The sequence below is a fragment of the Citrobacter sp. CFNIH10 genome (genome assembly GCF_002934585.1).
Lineage (GTDB): Bacteria > Pseudomonadota > Gammaproteobacteria > Enterobacterales > Enterobacteriaceae > Citrobacter_A > Citrobacter_A amalonaticus.
The window spans coordinates 2,751,843-2,766,266 of the sequence record NZ_CP026216.1; the positions used below are offsets into that span (position 1 = coordinate 2,751,843).

General features: G+C 53.3%; 16 protein-coding genes. 5 read left to right on the forward strand and 11 right to left on the reverse strand.

Annotated elements, in window-relative coordinates; translation table 11 throughout:
• Window positions 1-10 precede the first annotated feature (10 nt).
• Window positions 11-208 (forward strand): YbdD/YjiX family protein, encoded by a 198-nt coding sequence (locus C2U53_RS16575; RefSeq protein ID WP_043001453.1) that lies wholly within the window; start codon window positions 11-13, stop codon window positions 206-208.
• Window positions 209-256: 48 nt separating this feature from the next.
• Here C2U53_RS16575 and C2U53_RS16580 read toward each other — a convergent pair whose 3' ends face one another.
• From C2U53_RS16580 to dsbG, 3 genes are all read right to left on the reverse strand, one after another.
• Window positions 257-874: a ParB/RepB/Spo0J family partition protein gene (locus C2U53_RS16580; protein ID WP_043001452.1), complete on the reverse strand. Its 618-nt coding sequence runs from the start codon at window positions 872-874 to the stop codon at window positions 257-259.
• Window positions 859-2,082, reverse strand: a complete 1,224-nt coding sequence (locus tag C2U53_RS16585; RefSeq protein WP_043001451.1) for a phosphoadenosine phosphosulfate reductase — start codon at window positions 2,080-2,082, stop codon at window positions 859-861. Before C2U53_RS16585 ends, C2U53_RS16580 begins: the two co-directional genes overlap by 16 nt.
• 331 nt (window positions 2,083-2,413) lie before the next feature.
• Entirely contained in the window at window positions 2,414-3,160 is a 747-nt protein-coding gene (dsbG, locus tag C2U53_RS16590) for a thiol:disulfide interchange protein DsbG (RefSeq protein WP_043001450.1), read from the reverse strand.
• 376 nt (window positions 3,161-3,536) lie between these two features.
• Between dsbG and ahpC the strand changes: the two genes are divergently transcribed.
• Both ahpC and ahpF read left to right on the forward strand, forming a co-directional pair.
• Complete coding sequence (gene ahpC, locus C2U53_RS16595; RefSeq protein ID WP_004859485.1) at window positions 3,537-4,100, forward strand: alkyl hydroperoxide reductase subunit C; 564 nt, start codon at window positions 3,537-3,539, stop codon at window positions 4,098-4,100.
• A 243-nt stretch (window positions 4,101-4,343) separates the two neighbouring features.
• Complete coding sequence (ahpF, locus tag C2U53_RS16600) at window positions 4,344-5,909, forward strand: alkyl hydroperoxide reductase subunit F (protein ID WP_044266406.1); 1,566 nt, start codon at window positions 4,344-4,346, stop codon at window positions 5,907-5,909.
• A gap of 77 nt (window positions 5,910-5,986) precedes the next feature.
• On the opposite strand, the gene uspG is transcribed toward ahpF, so the two are convergent.
• The 3 genes from uspG to rnk form a co-directional block, all read right to left on the reverse strand.
• The gene (uspG, locus tag C2U53_RS16605; RefSeq protein WP_043001448.1) at window positions 5,987-6,415 is read right to left on the reverse strand and encodes a universal stress protein UspG; all 429 of its coding nucleotides are present in this window, start codon (window positions 6,413-6,415) and stop codon (window positions 5,987-5,989) included.
• 110 nt (window positions 6,416-6,525) lie between these two features.
• Window positions 6,526-6,615, reverse strand: a complete 90-nt coding sequence (gene yldA, locus C2U53_RS30610) for a small membrane protein YldA (RefSeq protein ID WP_272482625.1) — start codon at window positions 6,613-6,615, stop codon at window positions 6,526-6,528.
• Window positions 6,616-6,762: 147 nt separating this feature from the next.
• The gene (rnk, locus tag C2U53_RS16610) at window positions 6,763-7,173 is read right to left on the reverse strand and encodes a nucleoside diphosphate kinase regulator (RefSeq protein WP_043001447.1); all 411 of its coding nucleotides are present in this window, start codon (window positions 7,171-7,173) and stop codon (window positions 6,763-6,765) included.
• A 274-nt stretch (window positions 7,174-7,447) separates the two neighbouring features.
• Between rnk and C2U53_RS16615 the strand changes: the two genes are divergently transcribed.
• Together C2U53_RS16615 and C2U53_RS16620 are read left to right on the forward strand one after the other, a co-directional pair.
• Window positions 7,448-8,284: an alpha/beta fold hydrolase gene (locus C2U53_RS16615; RefSeq protein ID WP_043001446.1), complete on the forward strand. Its 837-nt coding sequence runs from the start codon at window positions 7,448-7,450 to the stop codon at window positions 8,282-8,284.
• A gap of 96 nt (window positions 8,285-8,380) precedes the next feature.
• Entirely contained in the window at window positions 8,381-9,004 is a 624-nt protein-coding gene (locus C2U53_RS16620; RefSeq protein WP_054176122.1) for a flavin reductase family protein, read from the forward strand.
• Window positions 9,005-9,042: 38 nt separating this feature from the next.
• On the opposite strand, the gene rna is transcribed toward C2U53_RS16620, so the two are convergent.
• From rna to citF, 5 genes are all read right to left on the reverse strand, one after another.
• The gene (gene rna / locus C2U53_RS16625; RefSeq protein WP_104446140.1) at window positions 9,043-9,849 is read right to left on the reverse strand and encodes a ribonuclease I; all 807 of its coding nucleotides are present in this window, start codon (window positions 9,847-9,849) and stop codon (window positions 9,043-9,045) included.
• 111 nt (window positions 9,850-9,960) lie between these two features.
• The gene (gene citT / locus C2U53_RS16630) at window positions 9,961-11,424 is read right to left on the reverse strand and encodes a citrate/succinate antiporter CitT (RefSeq protein ID WP_043001443.1); all 1,464 of its coding nucleotides are present in this window, start codon (window positions 11,422-11,424) and stop codon (window positions 9,961-9,963) included.
• A gap of 25 nt (window positions 11,425-11,449) precedes the next feature.
• The gene (citG, locus tag C2U53_RS16635) at window positions 11,450-12,358 is read right to left on the reverse strand and encodes a triphosphoribosyl-dephospho-CoA synthase CitG (protein ID WP_058587780.1); all 909 of its coding nucleotides are present in this window, start codon (window positions 12,356-12,358) and stop codon (window positions 11,450-11,452) included.
• On the reverse strand, window positions 12,330-12,881 hold the full coding sequence (gene citX / locus C2U53_RS16640) for a citrate lyase holo-[acyl-carrier protein] synthase (protein ID WP_104446141.1): 552 nt from the start codon (window positions 12,879-12,881) through the stop codon (window positions 12,330-12,332). The genes citG and citX overlap by 29 nt, the downstream gene beginning before the upstream one ends.
• Before the next feature lie 3 nt (window positions 12,882-12,884).
• Complete coding sequence (gene citF, locus C2U53_RS16645) at window positions 12,885-14,417, reverse strand: citrate lyase subunit alpha (protein WP_090048751.1); 1,533 nt, start codon at window positions 14,415-14,417, stop codon at window positions 12,885-12,887.
• Window positions 14,418-14,424: the final 7 nt, after the last annotated feature.

The following is a 14,424-nucleotide window of genomic DNA, read 5'->3' on the forward strand; positions in this document are numbered from 1 at the left end:
GGTGGTAATGATGTTTGATACGCTTTCGAAAGCCGGGAAATATCTGGGCCAGGCCGCGAAACTCATGATTGGCGTGCCGGACTATGATAACTATGTCGAGCATATGCGGATCACCCATCCGGATCAGACGCCTATGACCTATGAGGAGTTTTTCCGTGAGCGTCAGGATGCGCGCTATGGCGGAAAGGGCGGGGCGCGCTGCTGTTGAACTCAAGGATCTTCGGGCCGGATAAGCACGTCATCCGGCATAATCAGGTTATTTCACCGTCCACGCTTTTGAAAACCGACGACTGGCAAACAGCTCCTGAAGACCGTTGATCTGTTTCAGGCGCAGGACTTCGTCCTCGTCCATCCCCAGTTCCTTACCGATTTTTTCGTCTTCCCATCCCAGTAATGCCAGTTCACGTACGATCTCCGACATCGCGTGGATCTGATGACGGCCACGAGCACGGTTATGGCGAATAGTTGCTGCCATGCGGTCATGCCGCTCCCCTTCCAGACAAGTAATGGGTAAATAGCCTTTGAGACGGGATTTAAGCGAGGCTTTGCTTTTCCCCAGTTCATGGCGGTGAAAACCGTCGACGATCTCATACTCTTCCGGACTGGATTGGGTGGCAACAATGGGTTGGGTAAAGCCATCCGCCTCAATGGATTTCAGCAGCAGCTTTTTCTCCGGTGGTGCGACGTTATTAGGATTGTAATCGTTAGGCGAAATGCGATCGTTTTTTATCCATAGCACACAGTCAACCGGCTCGTTGCGAAATGGACTGACGCTGTGAATCGCCTTTCTGAACTCATTGATGGCTTTAATTCTTTCGTCATCAGATAAGCCAGAAAGATAGCTAAGAAGGTCCTGAGTTAATCGTTGTTGCATAAAATTCCCCATTCCTTGCGTTTCGCTTTCATGCGTTCGCTATAACGCTGGTAACTTTTCGGTTTAGTTGGGCTGAAAGAGAGCGCCCGACACCAGTAATCATTGTTCAATAACACTTTGCAGATGCGTCGCCAGGAGGGGATATCTTTCGAACCGATATCACCCGTCTGCGTTTGCGGGATCTCACCGAGGCCGTTTTTTTTGTACCACTGTAAATAGACGGCGATTTTGTTGCGGTAATGCTCTGCCGTGGAGATGGGCATGCTGAGCAGTAACAGCATGGCGTAGTCCTGCCAGCTCAAGTGATCGGGCTTGAGAATTTTTCGATGGCCATAGAAGTGATTATCCTGCCCGGCGTAGATCCCGCCGCTCCTGACGCCACTCACGCGCTCGCACATCGCGGCCCATCTTTCCGGTTCAACAACATGATAGAGCCATAATCCCTGGCGCTGTTCAGGGCCAAATGGTTCACAAATACGCATGTAACGGGCCGGAACACCGGCCTGATACATCAGGTTGTAGAGCGGATTACAGGGCAAATTGGTGCGACCAAACCAGGTCCAGATATCGGCTGTTTTCCAGTCATACAATGGATAGATATACCAGGTATGTCCGCCTGGTGCGGCGGTCGTCCAGGGTTTGTCATCGGCAAAACGCTGTTTACGTAAACTGGCGATTGCCACAAAACGGTTATAGGATTCATCGGCCCGAATCCCGATCATCATCGCTGCCGGGCGTTTATTCGAAAACCAGTCGGCAAATTCACGTACAAACTGTTCGAAGGTCATGCCGGATTGATAGAAGGGAAAATAACCCGGATCGGTGATGGCGTCTGGCGGCGGTTGACGAACCCACTGGGCATTGGGTTCCCAACACTGCCATTCAGGCTGAAACTGTGACAGTGAGTTTTGGGTGGTGAGCGGAAGGGCAACCCAATAGAAATGGTCGATGACATCGGCATACATTTCGCGCAGCGCGGTAATATAGCTAATGGTACAGGAAAATTGCGCTTCCCAGTCAATGAACAACACATTGATTTTTTTGTGTAGCTTACGGGCAATATTGGCCGTCAGATGTAACATCAAGCCAGAATCTTTACCACCGGAAAAGGAGACGCATACGCGGGGAAGATTTTCGAGAGTCCAGGTGATGCGTTCTTCAGCGGCTTCAAGAACATTTTGGTTTAATGATATTTTATAAACGGACATGTATCGCTTATCCTTAAACGTTAAAGTCATTCGCCTGAAATAGATATCCCTCTATAATATAAGACTTTTTTGGGATCGTGCAATACTTAAATAAATTCAATGAATTAATTAAATTATCTTACATATATCCGTTTTGAATATATTTTAATTGATATTACATGCTTGCTATACAAGCTGGTGTGGTTAAAAACAAAGGGTTTTTGCAAAGAAATGTTTCTTTCTGGTTTGAGTGTTACTTAAGTAAAGCTTAAATGACGAAGTGATTTTTACAACGTGTTATGAGAAATATTCAGGGTAATTATATCTAATGGCATATAATTACCCGTAGTACTTATGGATGTGTCATCATGGCATCCAGTTGCGCTTTTTCAGGCAAGCCAACGACCTGCTGAAGAACGTTATCTTTATTCATATAATAAATTGCGGGCGTGACGTTTGCGCCTAAATCATCCATGATTTTCTGGTTCATATTGAGGATTTTCATGTGTGCCGGAGAAATCGCTTTGGGTACCGTGAGTGCCATTTTTCCGCCAGAGGCTTCATAATCATGCCAGGTTTTTGCCGGATCGTTCGATGCCAGAATGGCAGCAGCGGTAGCTGGGCTCTCTGGTTTGATGACGCCGACGAGTAGCGTTCGCAATTGGACTTTGCCGGACTCCACCCATGGTCGAGCCTGTTGCCAGAACTGTTTGCAGTACGGACAGAAAGGATCAGCAAAAACATACAGCACCACCGGAGCCTCTTTTTTGCCATCGAGAAGCCAGTCGGCTTTTTCCATGCGCTGCCACATTTCCCGTCCGGCAGGCGCATAGATTTCTTTCTCTATCAACTGATTGCTCAGGTTTTCGCCTTTTTCATTGTACATGTAGCCTGAAATGGCCTGCTTGCCATCAGGCGTCAGGTAGATAGTGACCCCCATATCCTGATATTTCCCAAGATAGCCTTTCATCCCGCCGGGCGCATCGAACGACTTTATAATGGTAATCCCTTGTTTTTCTATCGCTTTAACGGGCGCAGGCAGGTCTTCGGCCCAGGCAAAAAGAGGGAGCAGGGAGAGCAAAAGCGTACGTTTTAACATCATTTATCCTTATAAATCAGAGCGATTGCGAGAACGGTGGGGAAACCTATCACAGCCATAGATAAGACCTCAGGCTGGAACGTTGCCCTTTGAGGAGTGGGGTGGTGTAATCATTCTCGCTGTTACAGCCTTTGTTAAGGTAATGTAGAGCGCAACACATAGCCAGTTTCACTGGCGCTGAAGTTACCCACGGGTAGTTCAGGTAACGGGGCTGCCTGCAAAGGTGGCCCTTTTTACTTTGCGTCGTAGCACGTTCACAACGTTGAATTGAGAGGTTTGTTAGCTAACGCTTATTGATTTGATAAAGGAAACGCATTAGCCCTGTCAGTCAATCTTCGGTAACTTATCTCTCAACGAAAACATGGAGGAAGTACAGATGTCTTTGATTAATACCAAAATTAAACCTTTTAAAAACCAGGCGTTCAAAAACGGTGAATTCATCGAAGTGACCGAGAAAGATACCGAAGGCCGCTGGAGCGTCTTCTTCTTCTATCCGGCTGACTTTACCTTCGTATGCCCGACCGAACTGGGTGACGTTGCAGACCATTATGAAGAACTGCAGAAGCTGGGCGTAGACGTTTACTCCGTCTCTACCGACACCCACTTTACCCACAAAGCATGGCACAGCAGCTCCGACACCATCGCCAAAATCAAATATGCGATGATCGGCGACCCGACTGGCGCCCTGACCCGTAACTTCGACAACATGCGTGAAGACGAAGGTCTGGCAGACCGCGCAACGTTCGTTGTTGACCCGCAGGGTATCATCCAGGCGATCGAAGTTACCGCTGAAGGTATCGGCCGTGATGCTTCTGACCTGCTGCGTAAAATCAAAGCCGCTCAGTATGTTGCTTCTCACCCAGGCGAAGTGTGCCCGGCTAAGTGGAAAGAAGGCGAAGCGACGCTGGCTCCATCCCTTGATCTGGTCGGTAAAATCTAAAAATTCCGGCGTCTTTCATGCCACAGTTGTGTTGGCTGCGCTTACTCAACCCGGTCACTTACTTATGTAAGCTCCCGGGGATTCATAAGCTTGCCGCCTTCCTGTGACAAGAAATACTGGGAATTTACCTCACATACGGGTGCTTATGGGTGCCCGTTTTATTCAGCACCATGACGCAAGTTGTATTAATGCAGACTCAGCCAAATCAGCTTGCATGATGATGTTTTCAGAGAGGGAAGAACAATGCTCGACACAAATATGAAAACCCAGCTCAAGGCTTATCTTGAGAAACTGACGAAACCTGTTGAGCTGATTGCGACGCTGGATGACAGCGCTAAATCGGCGGAAATCAAGGAACTGCTGGCTGAAATCGCTGGACTGTCAGAGAAAGTCACCTTTAAAGAAGACAACAGCCTGTCGGTGCGCAAACCCTCTTTCCTGATCACCAATCCGGGTTCAACGCAGGGGCCGCGTTTTGCAGGTTCTCCGCTGGGACACGAATTTACGTCGCTGGTTCTGGCGCTGTTGTGGACCGGTGGACACCCGTCAAAAGAAGCGCAGTCTCTGCTCGAGCAGATCCGCGAGATTGACGGCGATTTTGAATTTGAAACGTATTACTCACTCTCCTGCCATAACTGCCCTGACGTGGTGCAGGCACTGAACCTGATGGCGGTGCTGAATCCGCGTATCAAGCATACGGCGATTGATGGCGGCACGTTCCAGAACGAGATCACTGAGCGTAACGTGATGGGCGTACCGGCTGTCTACGTTAACGGGAAAGAGTTTGGTCAGGGTCGGATGACGCTGACGGAAATCGTGGCGAAAGTGGATACTGGCGCTGAAAAACGCGCCGCAGAAGAGCTGAGCCAGCGTGATGCTTATGATGTTCTGATTGTCGGTTCCGGCCCTGCGGGGGCAGCAGCAGCGGTTTACTCCGCACGTAAAGGGATTCGTACCGGCCTGATGGGTGAGCGTTTTGGCGGCCAGGTACTCGATACTGTGGATATCGAAAACTACATCTCTGTCCCGAAAACGGAAGGGCAAAAGTTGGCTGGTGCACTGAAGGCGCACGTCGATGATTATGACGTGGATGTCATCGACAGCCAGAGCGCCAGCAAACTGGTGCCAGCGGCCAGCGAAGGCGGTCTGCATCAGATTGAAACCGCTTCCGGTGCGGTACTGAAAGCGCGCAGCATTATCATTGCTACCGGTGCGAAATGGCGCAACATGAACGTTCCGGGCGAAGATCAGTATCGTACCAAAGGCGTCACCTATTGCCCGCACTGCGATGGTCCGCTGTTTAAAGGCAAGCGTGTGGCGGTGATCGGCGGCGGTAACTCCGGCGTAGAAGCGGCGATTGATCTCGCAGGGATTGTGGAACACGTGACCCTGCTGGAATTTGCCCCGGAAATGAAGGCGGACCAGGTACTGCAGGACAAAGTTCGCAGCCTGAAAAACGTCGATATTATTCTGAACGCGCAGACGACAGAAGTGAAAGGCGATGGCACGAAAGTGGTTGGTCTGGAATACCGCGACCGTGTGAGCGGCGACGTTCACAACGTTGAACTGGCGGGGATCTTCGTCCAGATTGGCCTGTTGCCAAACACCACCTGGCTGGAAGGGGCGATTGAACGCAACCGGATGGGTGAAATCATCATCGACGCGAAATGCGAAACCAGTGTGAAGGGCGTATTTGCGGCGGGCGACTGCACCACCGTACCGTACAAGCAGATTATCATCGCGACCGGCGAAGGGGCGAAAGCCTCCCTGAGCGCCTTTGATTACCTGATTCGTACGAAGACGGCATAAAAAAAGAAAGTAAGACTACACCTGCAAAATGAAAGAGGTGCCGACTGGCACCTCTTTTTTTGTCAGTCATCAGATGATTAACGCACAACCAGTACCGGCAGCGTGGCATGACGTACCACGCTTGAGGCGTTAGAACCCAGCAGGTGTGTGGTAATTGACGGATTACGTGAACCAATGACCACTACGTCAGCATTCAGTTCTTCACCCAGCTCATTGACCACGTCACGGACGCTGCCAAAGCGGACATGCTGCTTAATACGGGAAGGATCGATACTGAAGTGACCGACCATCGTTTGCAGTCGGGTTTCGGCTTCATGCTGTAAGTGTTCTTCAAAACGACGAACGTCGGCGGCGAAGCGATGCAGGCTCAGGCTGGCAGAACCAGGCAGCACATGCAAAAGATGAATGACGCCATCCTGCTGCGCCAGAAATTCAGCGTGGCGAATCGCCTTATCGCTGAGTTCCATTTCAAAAACATCAACCGGCATAATGATTGTCTTATACATACCCGTTTCTCCCTGTTAATTAATACTTAAATCATTCAAGCATATAATAATAATTCTGTCTGCTTTCTGCAGGGTATTTTTCGCATGTGCGGCGATTCCTTGTTCATTCACTACCAGTGATTCTCCAGGTAAAGCACGGCGCCGACGATGATCGCCGCCATAATGAAGAATCCCAGTAATATGCTGAATGTATCGTTCATGACCGCACCTGCCAATGAAACCGATTCAGTGTGGACGAGTCAGGAGAAAGGCGAACCAGGAAGAAAGGGTGATTTTACGGAAGATGCCGGAAAGAGGATGCGAGCGCATCCTCTGGGTAAAGCGGAAAGTCGCTTATGCAGATGGGATTAACGCAGGAAGTCGCCAGCAGCTTCTGGCTGGTATTCCAGCTCCAGCACTTCGAGGTGGGTGGATACGCCGCCCGGAAGTTCCCAGTGAATAGTGTCGCCCACACGCACGCCCAACAGCGCTGCCCCCACTGGCGCCATCACTGAAAGTTGCGTACTGCTGTCGGTCATCGCCGCAGGATAAACCAACGTGCGCACGCGAATTTCGCCATCGCTCAGATTGCGGAATTTAACACGACTGTTCATGGTCACGACGTCATGCGGCATGGTCTCTGGCGAACACATTTGGGCACGATCCAGCTCGGCATTTAACGCGTCGGCAATGGGTAAATCTGCATACGCGGGTTGCTCCAGTAAGCGATCGATGCGTTCTGCATCAAGGTCGTTAATGATGATAGTTGGTCTGGACATTTTTACTCCATGTCGTCAGTACTGCGTTTTGCCGCAGGTAATATTCCCAAAAGAAAACCCTCACCGTCTGGCGGCAAGGGTTTAACTCTCCCGATGATACTGAGACTTACCCTGGGTTTGAAGTGATTTAGTTCACATTCGGGTAAATAGCTAAAAAAGCATCGCTGGTATGAATTTTATTGGATAAACGTGATCGTTCTCAAATTTGCATTATGCTTTTTAAGCGCGCGCCGCGAGCGCGTCACTTTCTCAGCGTTCCGTTACAGGAGATCTCATGAGCCAGTACGACAAAATTACTCTCAAAGATGGCAGCTATCTGTATTTTAAGGACTGGGGTGATCGCAGTGGACAGCCCATTGTCTTCAGCCACGGCTGGCCGTTAACGGCAGATGCCTTTGAAGATCAAATGTTTTTTCTGGGGTCGAAAGGATATCGGGTGATCGCCCACGACAGGCGCGGGCATGGACGTTCCGCGCAACCGTGGGAGGGGCACACGATGGATCAGTATGCCGACGATCTGGCTGAACTGACCGCACACCTGAACCTGCAAAATGCGGTGCACGTCGGTCACTCGACGGGCGGTGGCGAAGTGGCGCGTTATATTGGGCGACACGGGACGCAGCGCGTGGCGAAAGCGGTATTGATTGGGGCGGTGACGCCTATCATGGTGAAAACGGATTTCAACCCAAACGGCGTGCCAAAAGAGGTGTTCGACGGTATCCGTGAAGGCGTTGTCAATGACCGTGCCGCCTTTTTCTATGAACTCACTGCCGCCTTCTACGGCTATAACCGTCCGGGAGCGAAAGAGTCGAAAGCCGTGCGCGAGAGTTTTGTTGAGCAGGGATTACAGGGCTCAATAAAAGCGCTGTACGACTGCATCAAGGCGTTCTCGGAAACAGATCTGCGCGAAGACTTGCGCAAAATGACCATTCCGACGCTGGTCATTCATGGCGATGACGATCAGATTGTCCCGCTTGAAACCTGCGGCAAAGTGGCGGCAGAAATCTTGCCCGACGCGCAACTGAAGGTCTACGCGGGCGGTTCCCACGGCATCTGCACCACCCATAAGCAGCAGATAAATCAGGATCTGCTCAACTTTATTCAGTCGTAATCTTTAACGGATTGCTCTACGCTGATCCTCTTCCATCAGGGGGATGAGCGGAGCGCATTTCGTGCTTCGCCGACGTTAAATTCATCAGAGAATACTATGTATTTCTATCAACCCTCGCAGGGACACGGCCTGCCGCACGACCCGCTGAATGCCATTGTTGGCCCCAGGCCAATTGGCTGGATCGCTTCTCAGGACACCGCTGGCCGGGATAATCTGGCGCCTTATAGCTTCTTTAACTGTTTCAATTATCATCCGCCCATTATCGGTTTTGCCAGCACTGGCTGGAAAGACAGCGTGCGTAACATCATGGAAACCGGAGAGTTTGTCTGGAACCTGACCACCCGAGAATTAGCCAGCGCGATGAATGAAACCTCTGCCAGTCTGCCGCATGGCGAAGATGAATTTTTCGCTGCCGGTCTGACGAAGGCGGAAAGTCGGCTGGTAAAAGTGCCACGCGTTGCGCAAAGCCCGGTGAATTTTGAATGTCGCCTGTCGCAGAGTATTCAACTGACGACCGCGCAGGGTGAAGCCATCGAAACCTGGCTGATCCTCGGTGAAGTTGTCGGGATTCATATTGCCGAAACGCTGCTGGAAGAGGGGATTTACCAGACCGCAAAAGCACAGCCCGTGCTGCGTGCTGGCGGCCCTACGGCCTACTATGCGATCAGCGAGTCGCACCGTTTTGATCTGGTGCGCCCGGATGCGCGTGCGAAACGTTGATTTTTGACCCGGCGCGGATTTCACGTCGGGTCAAAAGATCAGTAACCTACTTTGTCGATGACGAACTGCTTACCACAGTTTCCCGGATGGGGTTGCGGGGCAAACGAGTCGGCGGAGAGCGGCGCGTTGATGGCACTGGCCTTCAGCGAGAACTGGATCTCCGTCAGATAAGCCGGATTGCCGTGACAACTCAGTTTTACTGCTTTGACGGCCTCTTTTCCCCAGCGTTGGGCCACCGCTGCATCAAAGGCGCGGCGACTGACGCTCTTACCGTAATTCTCGCCCAGAAATGCCCCTAATTCGCTGGCCTTGATCTCTTTGTTCAACCGCACCATGGTGCCGAAGTACGCATCCGGGTCGAAGCCAAAACAGGCGCCGTGTTTCGCGTATTCATAGCGTTCGAGGCAAGAACGTCCGCCTGCTCCTGGCATAACGTCACTGAGTTTCGCGGCGGTTTCCAGCGAAAGTCCTGTTTCAGGCGCAGAACATTTGCGACTGGCGCGAGCTTCCGGCAGATTAGGGATCGGACGCGTGGCGCAGCCAAAGCGCATCCAGCGGCGTTCATCGACTCCGCGTGAAGCGACCGATTTCGGTAACCCTGGCCACAATCCGTGAACGGTCAGAAAATCGACTTTGTTGGCGGTCTCTTTTTGCAGGCGACACTCGTCAGGCTCACGGTGGTCCCGATCGTGCTGGCTCTGACAGAAGCCTGTCTGCCAGGAGAGGGCCAGCACATAACGGTCAAAGTCGCCGTACTGTGTTGCCTGTAATTCGTTGGCGGTTGCGGTAGAAAGGGGGAGGAGTGGGGCGGCGAGCAACACCCATTTTTGCCAGGTCGGTTTCATGATGATTCTGAACTTATATAAAATCTGAATAGTATCTATTTAACCATAAAAAAAGCCCGCGAGGTGTCTTTACCCTGCGGGCCTTGATCCATTCAGTGTTTTACGTCAGAACTAGTTCCACATCGCCAGAATCGGCCAGCCAACCAGCAACAGCATCGCAATGTAAATCACCCCGAAGATGGCGCCAAGACGCCAGTAGTCTTTGGATTTAACATAGCCGCAGCCGTAGATAATGACCCCTGGGCCTGTTGCGTACGGCGTCAGACAGCCCATGATCCCGATGGACAGCACCAGCAGGATACACAGATGTTCCATCGGCACGCCTGGGATTCCTTTACCGACCGCCAGAATCACCGGCAGCATGGTTGCCGTGTGCGCCGACAGGCTGGCAAACAGGTAGTGGGCAAAGTAGAACACCAGCACCAGCACAATTACCGTCGCGTTAGGCGAGAACCCTTCCAGATGGGTGCTCATAGTACTGGCGAACCAGTCAATAAAACCGGAGCGGGTTAAACCGTTTGCCATGACCACGAGGGTGGCAAGGTTCACCAGCGTGTTCCAGGCGCTGTTGTATTTGGTAATGTCTTTCCACGGCACCACATGCAGCGCCAGCATCAGTGAAACGGCTAACAAACCGACGGCGGTGGCGTCGATCATTTCACCGCCAAAGACCCATAACCCTAAGCTCAACAGAACCAGACCGATCAGCGTCCACTCTTTACGCGTCAAGGTACCCATAGTTTTGAGTTCGTCACCCGCCCACGCGGCGACTTCCGCACTGTGTGTGATTTCAGGCTTGTAGAGAACATAAGAGAGCCACGGCGCAACGATCAGCAAAATGATACCGACCGGCAGGAAGCCCAGGAACCACTGCAGCCAGCTAATCTGCACACCGGCGATTTTGCTGACAAATTCCAGACCCAGCACGTTTGGCGCAGCACCCGTAACGAACATCGAAGAACTCAGACTGGTACTGATGACCATCATCCACATCAGGTAACCGCCGATACGACGTGCGGACGGATCGTTCGGGAACGATTTAAACAGCGGCGGCAGGTTTTTGATTACCGGGAACACGGTGCCCCCGGTACGGGCGGTGTTAGATGGCGTAAACGGCGCCAGCAGAATATCGATGATGACAATCGCATAGCCCAGCGTCAGGGTGCGTTTGCCCATGAATTTCACCAGGAACAGCGCGATACGACGGCCAAGCCCCGTAACTTCGTAGCCCAACGCGAAGATAAACGCACCGAACACCAGCCAGACGGTGGTACTGGAGAACCCCGCCAGACCCCATTTCAGCGCCTGTTTACCGGCATCGAATGCCGGGTCCGCCAGCTCTTTGGCATCAAAGAGCAGGTAGTTGCTACCAATGACGCAGATGGTCACGGCGATAAAGCTGATCGCGGTAGCCGGAATCGGCTCCAGGATCATACCGACGATCATCGCCACGAAAACGGCGAAGTAATGCCATGCCTGCGGGGGCATGCCGTCCGGGACAGGGATAAGAAACATGACACCCATGACGACCAGGGGAGCCAACAACTTCCATATACTATCTTTCGATAAAGACATAAGTGATTCTCCGGAAAGGATCTTTTCAATAATTGTGTAAATGTTTAACTTGAGAAATCTGGGCTAAAAACCACGTGACGATCAGCAGGTCGGCACTGCCGCCAGGGCTGAGATTGCGTTCAATGCAGTGGCTGTCGAACTGATGCAGATGATCGAGATCGGCGGGGGTTCGGATGCCCCCTTGTTGTAACAATGCGTTTGCCTGCTGCTGTATCCAGCGCAGTCCTGCCGCACCGCCGCGCGAGGCCACGTTGGTATCGCCGTTGCGCGCAATCAGCAGGAGTAAGGTGTCCAGCAGCGCCAGCTCGGGATCGCGTCCCTCGGCTAACAGGGCGCGATAGTGCGGAAGCGCATGGCGGATGACTAACGGATATCCCGCTTCGGCTTCGCCACGTGCGCCGGTTAACCCAAGTTGCTGATAAAGTCGCTGGCCTGCCGTGAGTTGTTGGTTGTTGTTGCGTAGTTCGCGCTCGGTCAGGCCGCGGCAAAAGTGGGCGGCGGTGGTACAGATCGTTTCCGGGGTGATGGGGTGCTGCTGCTGATGCAGTCGGCCAATGGCGGCACACAGCAGACCGAGAGAAAAAATGCTGCCTTTATGGGTGTTCACACCCGCGGTGGCGCGAAACATGTCCGCTTCACAGGCCATACCTAACGGGCGTAAGCCGGTTAATACGGCATCGGCCGGCATTTGCGCACTGCATGCACCGTATTCAATAAAACGCGGAAGCCAGGCCTGAATCGCCAGCGCGCTGCGATGAAAATCCGTCAGCGACATGTCTTTATGCGCGCCGCAGTTCAGACGATCGACCAGCCCGGGTTTTGGCGACAGATTGACTTCCGTCAGCATTGCACGCCACGCCAGATGGCCGTATGCGTCAAACAGCGTACGAGGAAGAGCGGTCGTTTCAACGGGCATATTGGGAATCGGCAGCATGCAGCAGCGCCTCCATGTGGGCGATCAGATCGGAGAGCGTGTGAGTTTTCCCACGCGCGCATTCGGCAGCGCTCTGCTCGCACAGCAGGCAGCGGCGGGCGGGAAGGGCGAAATGACGGCGGGAGAGAATGTCGCCTCCGGGTGTGAGCACATCGATGTCCCACAAACGTCCCAGAGGATGGGTATGTTCGAGCTCAATGGTCGCGAGCTTGATGTCACGGGCCGGTGCCTCAATCGAGAGCATGCCTTCCGGCCCGCTGGCTGAGGCCAGTGCAGCCTGCTCCCTGATATGCCAGCCCGCCTGTGCCGCCAGCGTACGCAGCGCAGTCACGCCATGATTAAAGAGGCGACGGGTGAGCTCGCTGTCTTTAATCGGGCCAGGCGCTACCACGGTAAAGGAGACCAGTGGAATGAGATGGCGCGCCAGCCAGACGTGTTGCCGTGCTTGTCGCGCATCACGGCTGACGAGCAGCTCGGGAATTGAAACGGCGTGGCGGGTGGCAAGTTCAGGGAGCAGGTGCATGGCTTATTCCTTCACCTGATGAACAACATCGATCACTGAACCGTCGCGATAGCGCACCACGGCAATCACACGGTCGGTGAATTCGATGGGACGGGGTTCACCAGTGAGCTGTTGCGCACGTTCACGCAGCCACTCGATGGAGACCACCTTCATCCCGGCTTCTTTCAGGCGTTCCGCCAGTTCCGGACGTGCCGGGTTAACCGCAATACCATGATCGGTAACCAGAATATCGACGCTGGAACCCGGCGTGACGCAGGTCAGCACGTTATCCACCAGCGTCGGAATGCGACCCCGAACCAGCGGTGCGACGATGATTGACAACGCAGCGGCGACGGCGGTATCGCAGTGTCCGCCGGACGCGCCGCGAATGACGCCGTCAGAACCGGTCAGCACGTTGACATTAAACTGGGTGTCGACTTCCAGCGCACTCAGCACGACCACATCCAGACGGTCAACGGAGGCGCCTTTTGAACCCCAGTTGGCATACTGGTTCGCGCTGATTTCAATGTGATTCGGGTTGCGCGCCAGTGACTCTGCGGCATTGCGGTCGAAGCTCTGTACGTCCAGCAGTTTGCGAATCAACCCTTTTTCATGCAGATCGACGATGGTGGCCGTGATACCGCCCAGCGCGAAGTCTGCGCGGATATCGCGGCGACGCATTTTGTCTTCCAAAAAGCGTGTGACCGCCAGTGAGGCGCCGCCAGTACCGGTTTGCAGTGAAAAACCTTCTTTGAAATAGCCGGAGTGGGCGATGACCTCTGCCGCGCTGCGGGCAATCAGCAGTTCGCGCGGGTTGGTGGTCATTCGGGTGGCGTCAGCTCCGATTTTATCGGCATCGCCGACCTGGTCTATCTGAACGATCAGATCAACCTGATCCTGGGTAATGCTGGCCGGGTTGTGCGGATAAGGCAGCAGTTGTTCCGTCAGTAGCACCACCTGTTTAGCGCTTTCAGCGTCAACGCGGGCATAGCCGAGTGAACCGCAGCAGGCTTTACCGGTGTAGCCGTTAGCGTTACCGAACGGATCGCAGGACGGGACGCCGAGGAAGGCCACATCAATGTTAAGTTCGCCGCTCTGAACCAGATGCACGCGGCCGCCGTGGGAGTGAACCTGAACGGGTTCGGCGAGCAGGCCGCGAGAGATCTCTTCTGCCAGTGGTCCGCGCAGACCGGAAGTGTAAATACGGTTAACGACGCCGTTACGGATATGGTCGACCAGCGGCGCGTGACAATCGCTCAGGGAGCTGGAAGCCAGCGTCAGGTTTTTAAATCCCATGCTGGCGAGGGTTGCCATCACCAGGTTAATGGTCAGGTCGCCGCCGCGAAACGCATGGTGGAAGGAGATGGTCATGCCATCCTGCAAACCGGAACGGCGGATTGCCTCTTCCAGGCTGGCGCACAGTTTCTGGTCGCGCGGTTTCTGTTCCTGCAGGGCCTGCTTTGCGGCGCTGGTATAGGTGGAAAGGTCGCTTTCAGCCTGGCGGCTCCAGGCTGCTACCCGTTCCTGTCGTTGAGACTGTTCGTTTTTCTGGGTCATTGTTTTT

Bases quoted from the DNA above. Each gene is read 5' to 3' on its own strand.
- citF (WP_090048751.1), bottom strand. From the start codon at position 14,417: ATGACCCAGAAAAACGAACAGTCTCAACGACAGGAACGGGTAGCAGCC.
- C2U53_RS16620 (WP_054176122.1), top strand. From the start codon at position 8,381: ATGTATTTCTATCAACCCTCGCAGGGACACGGCCTGCCGCACGACCCG.
- citG (WP_058587780.1), bottom strand. From the start codon at position 12,358: ATGCTGCCGATTCCCAATATGCCCGTTGAAACGACCGCTCTTCCTCGT.
- C2U53_RS16580 (WP_043001452.1), bottom strand. From the start codon at position 874: ATGCAACAACGATTAACTCAGGACCTTCTTAGCTATCTTTCTGGCTTA.
- ahpF (WP_044266406.1), top strand. From the start codon at position 4,344: ATGCTCGACACAAATATGAAAACCCAGCTCAAGGCTTATCTTGAGAAA.
- C2U53_RS16615 (WP_043001446.1), top strand. From the start codon at position 7,448: ATGAGCCAGTACGACAAAATTACTCTCAAAGATGGCAGCTATCTGTAT.
- citX (WP_104446141.1), bottom strand. From the start codon at position 12,881: ATGCACCTGCTCCCTGAACTTGCCACCCGCCACGCCGTTTCAATTCCC.
- C2U53_RS16585 (WP_043001451.1), bottom strand. From the start codon at position 2,082: ATGTCCGTTTATAAAATATCATTAAACCAAAATGTTCTTGAAGCCGCT.
- dsbG (WP_043001450.1), bottom strand. From the start codon at position 3,160: ATGTTAAAACGTACGCTTTTGCTCTCCCTGCTCCCTCTTTTTGCCTGG.
- yldA (WP_272482625.1), bottom strand. From the start codon at position 6,615: ATGAACGATACATTCAGCATATTACTGGGATTCTTCATTATGGCGGCG.
- citT (WP_043001443.1), bottom strand. From the start codon at position 11,424: ATGTCTTTATCGAAAGATAGTATATGGAAGTTGTTGGCTCCCCTGGTC.
- uspG (WP_043001448.1), bottom strand. From the start codon at position 6,415: ATGTATAAGACAATCATTATGCCGGTTGATGTTTTTGAAATGGAACTC.
- rnk (WP_043001447.1), bottom strand. From the start codon at position 7,173: ATGTCCAGACCAACTATCATCATTAACGACCTTGATGCAGAACGCATC.
- ahpC (WP_004859485.1), top strand. From the start codon at position 3,537: ATGTCTTTGATTAATACCAAAATTAAACCTTTTAAAAACCAGGCGTTC.
- C2U53_RS16575 (WP_043001453.1), top strand. From the start codon at position 11: ATGTTTGATACGCTTTCGAAAGCCGGGAAATATCTGGGCCAGGCCGCG.
- rna (WP_104446140.1), bottom strand. From the start codon at position 9,849: ATGAAACCGACCTGGCAAAAATGGGTGTTGCTCGCCGCCCCACTCCTC.